This window comes from Streptomyces sp. 150FB, from assembly GCF_000818195.1.
GTDB lineage: Bacteria > Actinomycetota > Actinomycetes > Streptomycetales > Streptomycetaceae > Streptomyces.
Window position 1 is genome coordinate 8,831,567 of sequence record NZ_JTHL01000001.1, and the last position, 8,301, is coordinate 8,839,867.

The 8,301-nt window shown below is 67.8% G+C and carries 2 protein-coding genes; both read left to right on the top strand.

Features of this window, described 5'->3' with window-relative positions; translation table 11 throughout:
• Window positions 1-4,075 (top strand): non-ribosomal peptide synthetase (locus tag QR77_RS47190; protein WP_040026499.1); only part of this gene is annotated, 4,075 nt, incomplete at its 5' end.
• A gap of 15 nt (window positions 4,076-4,090) precedes the next feature.
• Window positions 4,091-8,301 (top strand): non-ribosomal peptide synthetase (locus tag QR77_RS37905; RefSeq protein WP_160310998.1); only part of this gene is annotated, 4,211 nt, incomplete at its 3' end.

Consider the following 8,301-nt stretch of genomic DNA (forward strand, 5'->3'; position numbering starts at 1 on the left):
TTTCTGGAAGCGGACCCTGCGTGATCTGCCGGAGCAGTTGGAGTTGCCGGTGGACTTTCCGCGTCCGGCGGTGGCCTCGCATGTGGGTGGTTCGGTGCGGGTGTCGGTTCCGGCGGGGGTGCATGCGCGGCTGGTGGAGTTGTCGCGTGGGAGCGGTGCCACGGCGTTCATGGTCGTGCAGGCCGCGCTCGCGGTGTTGCTGTCGAAGATGGGCGCCGGCGAGGACATCCCCATCGGGACTCCGGTCGCGGGGCGTACTGACGATGCGCTTGATGATCTGGTGGGGTTCTTTGTGAACACGCTGGTGTTGCGTGCGGATGTGTCGGGTGATCCGTCGTTCCGTGAGGTGCTGGAGCGGGTCCGGGAGCGGGACTTGGCGGCGTTCGCGCATCAGGATGTGCCGTTCGAGCGGCTGGTGGAGATCCTCAACCCCACGCGGTCGATGGCCCGCCACGCTCTGTTCCAGGTGATGCTCACCTTCCAGAACAACACCCGCCCCGACCTCGACCTGCCCGGCATCCACGCCGAGGTAGAACCCCTGAAGAGCGCGGCGGCCAGATTCGATCTCTCCTTCAACCTCGGTGAAACCCACACCGACGACGGCACACCCGCCGGACTCGAAGGGGAGCTGAACTACCGCACCGACCTGTTCGCCGAGGCGACGGTTGAGGTTCTGGCGGATCGGTTGGTGCGGGTGCTGGAGGCTGTCGTCGCCGACCCCGATCAGCCGGTCCGTGCCATCGATGTCCTGGGGGAGGAGGAGCGTCGGCGCACGCTCGTGGCGTGGAACGACACCGCGCACGAGGTGCCGGAGGCGAGCCTCCCCGAGCTGTTCCGGGCCCAGGTGACCCGCACCCCCGACGCCCTCGCCGTCATCAGCGACGGCGCGGAACTCACTTACGCCGAACTCGACGCACGTGCAGAGGAGTTGGCGCACGGGCTGAACGCGCGGGGTGTCGGCTCACGCGACCGCGTAGCGCTGCTCCTCGGCCGTTGGATCGACCAGGTGTCGATGACGCTGGCGCTCACGCGGGTCGGCGCGACCTACGTTCCGCTCGACAACAGGAGCCCCGCAGCCCGTCTGGAGTTCATCCTCGGCGACACCAGCAGCGTTGCCGTAGTGGTCGACCGGGAGACGCTGGCGTTGATCCCGGAGCAGAACCCGTACGGCATCGACGTGCTGGCCGTCGACGAGCTTCCCACGGGGCGCCCCCCGGCCGCCACCGGCACGGCGCCGCAGGTACGGCCGCTCGATCTGGCGTACATCATGTACACCTCCGGGTCCACGGGCCGGCCCAAGGGTGTAGCTGTCAGCCACCGCAATGTTGTCGCGCTCGTCTCGGACCGCTACTGGGAGCGTGCGGCCGCGGACCGCGTGCTGCTGCACTCCTCGCCGTCGTTCGACGCCTCCACGTACGAGATGTGGGGCGCCCTCCTGACCGGAGCGACCCTGGTCGCACCGGCCGGGGTGGCCGCGGACATTCCCGAACTCGCCCGCACAATGGGCGAGTCGCGGGTCACTGTCGGGCTGTTCAACGAGGGCATCTTCCGGCTCCTGGCCGAGAGCGAACCGGAGTCCTTCAGCTCTCTTCGCGATGTCTATGTCGGCGGGGACACGATGTCCCGTGCCGCGGTCCGGAAGGTCAGGGGCCAGGCATCCCGCATGCGGCTGACCAACAGCTACGGGCCGACGGAAGCGACGCTCTGCGTCGCTCACTACGCGCTGCCGTCAGAAACGGACGACTGGGCGTCGATCCCGATCGGCCGGCCGCTGGACAACACGCGGCTGTACGTACTGGACAAAGGGCTGAAGCCGGTTCCCCCCGGGGTGGTCGGCGAGTTGTACGTCGCGGGCGAAGGACTGGCGCGCGGGTACGTCGACCGTCCCGACCTGACGGCCGAGCGGTTCGTCGCCGACCCGTTCGGTCCCGCGGGCGCCCGGATGTACCGAACCGGGGACCGGGCGAAGTGGCGGAGGGACGGCATTCTTGAGTTCGCCGGCCGCACCGACGACCAGGTCAAGGTGCGCGGCTTCCGTATCGAGCCGGGCGAGATCGAGGCGGCGCTGGAGTCGTACGCGAATGTGGCCCAGGCCGTGGTCATCGCGCGCGAGGACCGCCCCGGGGACAAACGCCTGGTGGCCTACCTCGTCGCTGCCACGGGCGCGCGGATCGACGCGGATGCCACGCGTCTCCGCCTTGCCGAGGTCCTGCCCGACTACATGATCCCCGCGGCCTTCGTGCGGGTCGACGCCCTGCCGCTCGGGGCGACCGGGAAACTCGACCGCTCGGCGCTTCCCGCGCCTGACTACTCGGGCGGCGGCAGGCAGGCACCACGTACCGAGAAGGAGCGGGTGCTCTGCGAGGTCTTCGCGGAGGTGCTGGGCGTGGACCAGGTCTCCGCGGACGACAACTTCTTCGCCATGGGTGGCGACAGCATCGTCTCGATCCAACTGGTCGCCAAAGCCCGAGCGGCGGGCCTGATCGTCACCCCACGGAGCGTGTTCGAGCGGAAGACGGTTGAAGCACTGGCCGCGGTGGCTGTCGAGTCCGACGAGCGGACGGCCGCCGGCGAGGACTTGGGAGTCGGACCCGTGCCACTGACACCGGTGATGCACCAACTGCGGGAGCGCGGCGGCTCCGTGGACCGCTTCAGCCAGTCGGTGACCCTCGTGGCCCCGGCCGGGTTGGACCGGGACGACCTCACGGCCGCTGTGCAGGCCCTGACCAACCATCACGACCTGCTGCGGGCAAGGCTGAACACCACCTCAGCCGACGGCGCGTGGCAGCTTGAGGTGCTGCCACCCGAGGCGCTCTCCGCTGCCTCGTGCGTCAGCCGCGTCGAGGTCGCGGGGATCGAAGGTGTTGAACTCCGGCAGGCGGTGGCTGAACAGGAGGACGAGGCGAGGAGCTTCCTGTCGCCGAGCGACGGGAGGATGCTCCGCGTGGTGTGGCTCGACGCGGGGCCGCGGCGTCACGGGCGCCTGGTGGTCACCGTTCACCATCTCGCGGTGGACGCCGTGTCCTGGCGGATCCTCGTACCGGACCTCGTGGCGGCATGGCAGGACATTGTCTCCGGCAGGAAACCGGAACTCCAGCCCGTCTACACCTCCTTCCGACGCTGGGCGGACCACTCGTCGGCAGAAGCGGAGCGGCGCGTCGGCGAACTCCCCCTGTGGGAGGGCGTCGTAGCGGACGCCGGAGGAGCGTTGAGTGGCTTCGCACGCTCTCTGGACCCGGCCCACGACACCTGGGGCACGGCGCGGAGCGTCACCGTGACACTGCCCGCCGACCTCACCTCTGCCCTGCTGACGTCGTTGCCCGATGCCTTCAACTGCGGCCCGGACAGCGTGCTGCTTGCCGCCTTCCTGCTGGCCGTGGGCGCTTCGGACGCACAGCGCCAAGGCAGCGAACCGGCTGTTGTGGTCGACGTCGAGCGACATGGGCGGGAGCAGGTCAGTCCCGCGCTGGACGTCTCGCGAACAGTGGGCTGGTTCACGAGTGTCGCCCCTGTCCGCCTCGACTTGAAGTCCGTGAGCAACGGACGTACGACCGTGGAGAACGATGCGGAGGCCGCCCTCAAACATGTGAAAGAACAATTGCGGGCGGCGCCGGACAACGGATTCGGCTACGGCATGCTCCGATACCTGAACCCACGCACGGCAGAGCGTCTTTCACGCTTTCCCGAGCCGGGCATTCTCTTCAACTACCTGGGGCGAATCCCGGTGCCGGCCGGAGGGGAGACCCCCGAGGAACCCTGGTCCGTCGTCGGCGACGGAGAGGTCGGCGCCGGCGCCGACCCGCGTATGGCCATGGCTTACTCCCTGACGATCAACGCCGTGGCGCGGGAAACCGCCGAGGGCTCCGAACTGCTGACGACATGGGCCTGGCCGGGCCGGATGTGGGACGAGGAAGGGGTACGGGGCCTCGCCGAGGCCTATACCCACGCCCTCACCTCGCTGGCCGCCCTGGCGGAGGCCCCCGGGGTCGGCGGCCTGACGCCGTCGGACGTGTCACTCCTGACTCTGAGCCAGGACGAGATCGATGAATTCGAGCTCGGCGAGATCGAAGACTGAACGGAAGGAATGAAAATGAAGCGCTCACGTATTGAAGACATCCTTCCGTTGTCGCCTCTGCAGGAGGGGCTTCTCTTCCACGCGCAGTACGACGACGAGGCAGCGGACATCTATGTCGTCCAACTCGTCATCGCGCTGCGGGGAAGGGTGAACTCCCCCGCGCTGCGAAAGGCCGTCGACGACGTCCTGACACGTCATGCCAATCTCAGGGTGCGCGTTCAGCACCGCAAGTCGGGGCAGCCGGTCCAGATCGTGATGGGAGAGGTGGAGACTCCCTGGAAGGACATCGACCTCACGCATCTGACGCCGGAGGCACGCGAAGCGGAACTCCAGCGCATCGTGGCCGAGGACCGCGCCCGCCGGTTCGACCTGAGCAAGGCGCCGCTGGTCCGATGCAGCCTGATCCGCATGTCCGACGACGACTACCGCTTCATATGGGCCAACCACCATGTCCTACTGGACGGTTGGTCCAACGCCGTCCTCTTCCAGGAGCTCTTCGGCCTCTACCAGAACTCCGGCGAGGCCCGGCTGAGGCGGGTGACGCCCTACCGCGACTACCTGGCCTGGACCGCGAAGCAGGACATGGAGGCCGCGCGTACGGAATGGCGGACCGCGCTCAGCGGACTCGAAGAGTCGACCCGCCTCGCCCCGGCCCAGGCGCACGGATCAGCTGAGGCATTCCCCGCGCAGGTCACACTCTCCCTCGACGAGGATCTGACAAGGGGCCTCACCGAGCTGGGCCGCGCCCGCGACCTCACCTTCAACACACTGATCCAAGGTGCCTGGGGCATCGTCCTGGGACGACTGACGGGCCTGACCGATGTGGTCTTCGGCACCACGGTCTCCGGACGCCCGCCGGAGCTCCCCGGCGTCGAGACGATGGTGGGTCTCTTCATCAACACGATCCCGGTCCGGGTCCGGCTCGACCCCGGCCGGTCCGTGCTCGACGTGTTCGCGCGGCTTCAGGACGACCAGTCACGGCTGATGCCCCACCAGCACCTCGGACTCTCCGAGATCCAGAAGACCGCCGGACTCACCGACCTGTTCGACACGGTCGTCGTGTTCGAGAACTACCCCGTGGACGAGGCCGCGTCCACCGCGCTCGGCGCCGGCCTGGAACTCGCCGGCGTATCCGGCCAAGACGCGACCCACTACCCCCTCAGCCTGATGGTCCTGCCCCGTGACGAGCTCAGGCTCCGTCTCGACTACCGCGAGGATGTATTCACCCGGGACGAGGTGGAGCAGTTGGCCGCTCGCCTCGTACGGGTCCTGAGCACGATCGTCGGCAAGCCCGGCACACCGGTCCGGGACGTGGACATCCTGGACCCGGCTGAACAGCGGCGCATGCTGTCCGCGGGGAACGGTGCCCGCCAAGAGACGCCGGAATCGACACTGGCCGAGCTCTTCGAGGCGCAGGCACTCCGCACACCGGACGCCGTGGCGCTGTCCGTTGCCTTCGCCGGCGACGGAGAGGACCTGACGTACGCCGAACTCGACGCGCGGGCGGACGCGCTGGCCCGCGAGCTGACCAAGCTGGGCGCGGGGCCGGAGCAGGCCGTCGCGATATGGATGGAGCGCTCCGCCGAACTGGTGGTGACACTGCTGGCGGTGCTGAAGTCCGGTGCCTTCTACGTGCCGCTGCACGATGGCTACCCCGTGGAGCGGTGTCGGCTCGTCGTGGCGGACTGCCGGGCCCGCCTCCTGCTGACCGATCGGCCCGCCGGCGCACGCGAGTTCGCGGGTGCGGCGCGGGTCGTCGACATCGCTGCGACTGCCGCTGCGGCCACGGCTACCGCGGCTGCTGTCGGTGGAGGAGCGGAGGAGGGTTCGGGTGCCCCAGCGAGGCCGGAAGGCCTGGCGTATGTGATGTACACATCCGGGTCGACAGGTGAGCCCAAGGGCGTGGCGATCACCCATCGTGATGTTGTGGAGCTTGCGCTGGACGGCTCTTGGCAGAGCGGTCAGCACGAGCGGATTCTCCTCCACGCACCTCATGCCTTCGACATCTCCACGTACGAAGTGTGGGTTCCGCTGCTGACCGGCGGACAGGTGGTGGTCGCCCCGGCGGAGCAGATCGACGCGGCGGCTCTCAGGAATCTGCTCACTCAAGAGAAGATCACCTCCGTTCACCTCACGGCCGGCCTCTTCCGGGTGATCGCGGAACAGGATCCGGAGTGCTTCGCCGGCGTCCGCGAGGTGCTGACCGGTGGTGACGTGGTGTCGCCCGCCGCGGTCCAGCGCGTGCTGGACGCGTGTCCGGGGACCGGGGTGCGGGTTCTGTACGGTCCGACGGAGATCACGCTGTGCGCGACGCGGTACGAGGTGCCCGCCGGCGTCGCTGTGGGTGGCTCTGTGCCGATCGGTCGTCCGATGGACAACACCCGGGTGTACGTGCTGGACGCGGGTTTGTCGCCGGTGCCGACGGGTGTCGCGGGTGAGCTGTATGTGGCGGGCGCGGGGCTTGCCCGGGGTTACGTGGGACGTGCGGGGGTGACGGCGGAGCGGTTCGTCGCCGATCCGTTCGGCCCTGCGGGGTCGCGGATGTATCGCACCGGTGACCTGGTGAAGTGGGCTGCCGGTGGTGTGCTGGAGTTTGTGGGGCGTGCGGACGCTCAGGTGAAGGTGCGGGGTTTCCGCATCGAACCTGGCGAGATCGAGGCGGTCCTGGCAGGGCACGATCAGGTGGCGCAGGCCGTGGCGATCGTACGTGAGGACCAGCCGGGCGAGAAGCGTCTGGTCGCCTATGTGGTGCCGGTCGCGGGGGTCGACGTCGACACGGTCGCCCTGCGTGCGCGTCTTACCGGGGGGCTTCCGGACTATATGGTGCCTTCAGCTTTCGTGACGCTCGGTGTGTTGCCGCTGACGCCGAACGGGAAGCTCGACCGACGTGCCCTGCCTGCTCCTGAGTTTGGTGCGGACGGCTCGGGTCGCGCCCCGCGGACGCCGCGCGAAGCGCTCCTGTGCGGGCTGTTCGCCGAGGTTCTCCATGTGCCGTCCGTCTCGATCGATGACAGCTTCTTCGAGCTGGGTGGCGACAGCATCCTGTCGATTCAGCTGGTGGCGCGGGCGCGCGCGGCAGGGGTGCTGTTCTCGTCACGGGACGTGTTTGAGCGTAAGACCGTGGCAGCACTTGCCTTGACGCGTCATGGGGCGGGCGTGGGTGTGGGTGGTTATACGCCGTCTGATTTGCCGTTGGTGTCGTTGTCGCAGGTGGAGATTGATGGGTTGGGGTTGGTTGGGGAGGTGGCGGATGTTCTTCCGTTGGCTCCGTTGCAGGAGGGGTTGTTGTTTCATGCGTTGTATGACGAGGGTGCGTTGGATGTGTATACGACGCAGTTGTCGTCGTTGGTGGAGGGGCGGGTGGATGGTGGTGGGTTGAGGGCTGCTGTGGGTGTGGTGTTGGAGCGGCATGCGAATTTGCGGGCGGGGTTTGTGTATGAGGGGGTGCGGGAGCCTGTTCAGGTGATTGCCCGGGAGGTTGATGTTCCTTGGGTTGAGGTGGATTTCAGTGGTTTGGGGTTGGCTGAGCAGGATGTTGCGGTGGGGGCGTGGCTTGAGGAGGATCGGGCGCGTCGGTTTGATGTGGGGTCTCCGCCGTTGGTGCGGTTTGCGTTGATTCGTTTGGGTGGTGAGCGTTTTCGGTTGGTGTTTACGTGTCATCACTTGTTGTTGGATGGTTGGTCGTTGCCGGTGTTGATGCGTGAGTTGTTCACGGTGTATGCGCGGGGTGGTGGTGCGTTGGGTGTGGTGACGCCGTATCGGGAGTTTTTGGCGTGGGTGGCTGGTCAGGACCGGGCGGCGGGGTTGGCGGCGTGGGGTGCTGCGCTGGTGGGGGTGGAGGAGGCGACGCGGCTGGCTCCGGTGCGGGTGGGTCGGGTCGGGGTGGCTCCTGAGCGGGTGAGTGTGCGTGTGTCGGGTGAGGTGACTCGGGCGTTGTCGGTGGTGGCGCGTGGGTGTGGGGTCACGTTGAACTCGGTGGTCCAGTTGGCGTGGGGGGTTCTGCTGGGGCGGATGACGGGCCGGGACGATGTGGTGTTCGGGGCGACGGTGTCGGGTCGGCCGGGGCAGATCCCGGGTGTTGAGTCGATGGTCGGGTTGTTCATCAATACGGTTCCGGTGCGGGTGAGGCTGTTGCCGGGGGAGTCGTTGCGTGCGGCGTTGGTGCGTTTGCAGGATGAGCAGAGTCGGTTGCTGGGGCATCAGCATCTGAAGCTGACCGACATCCA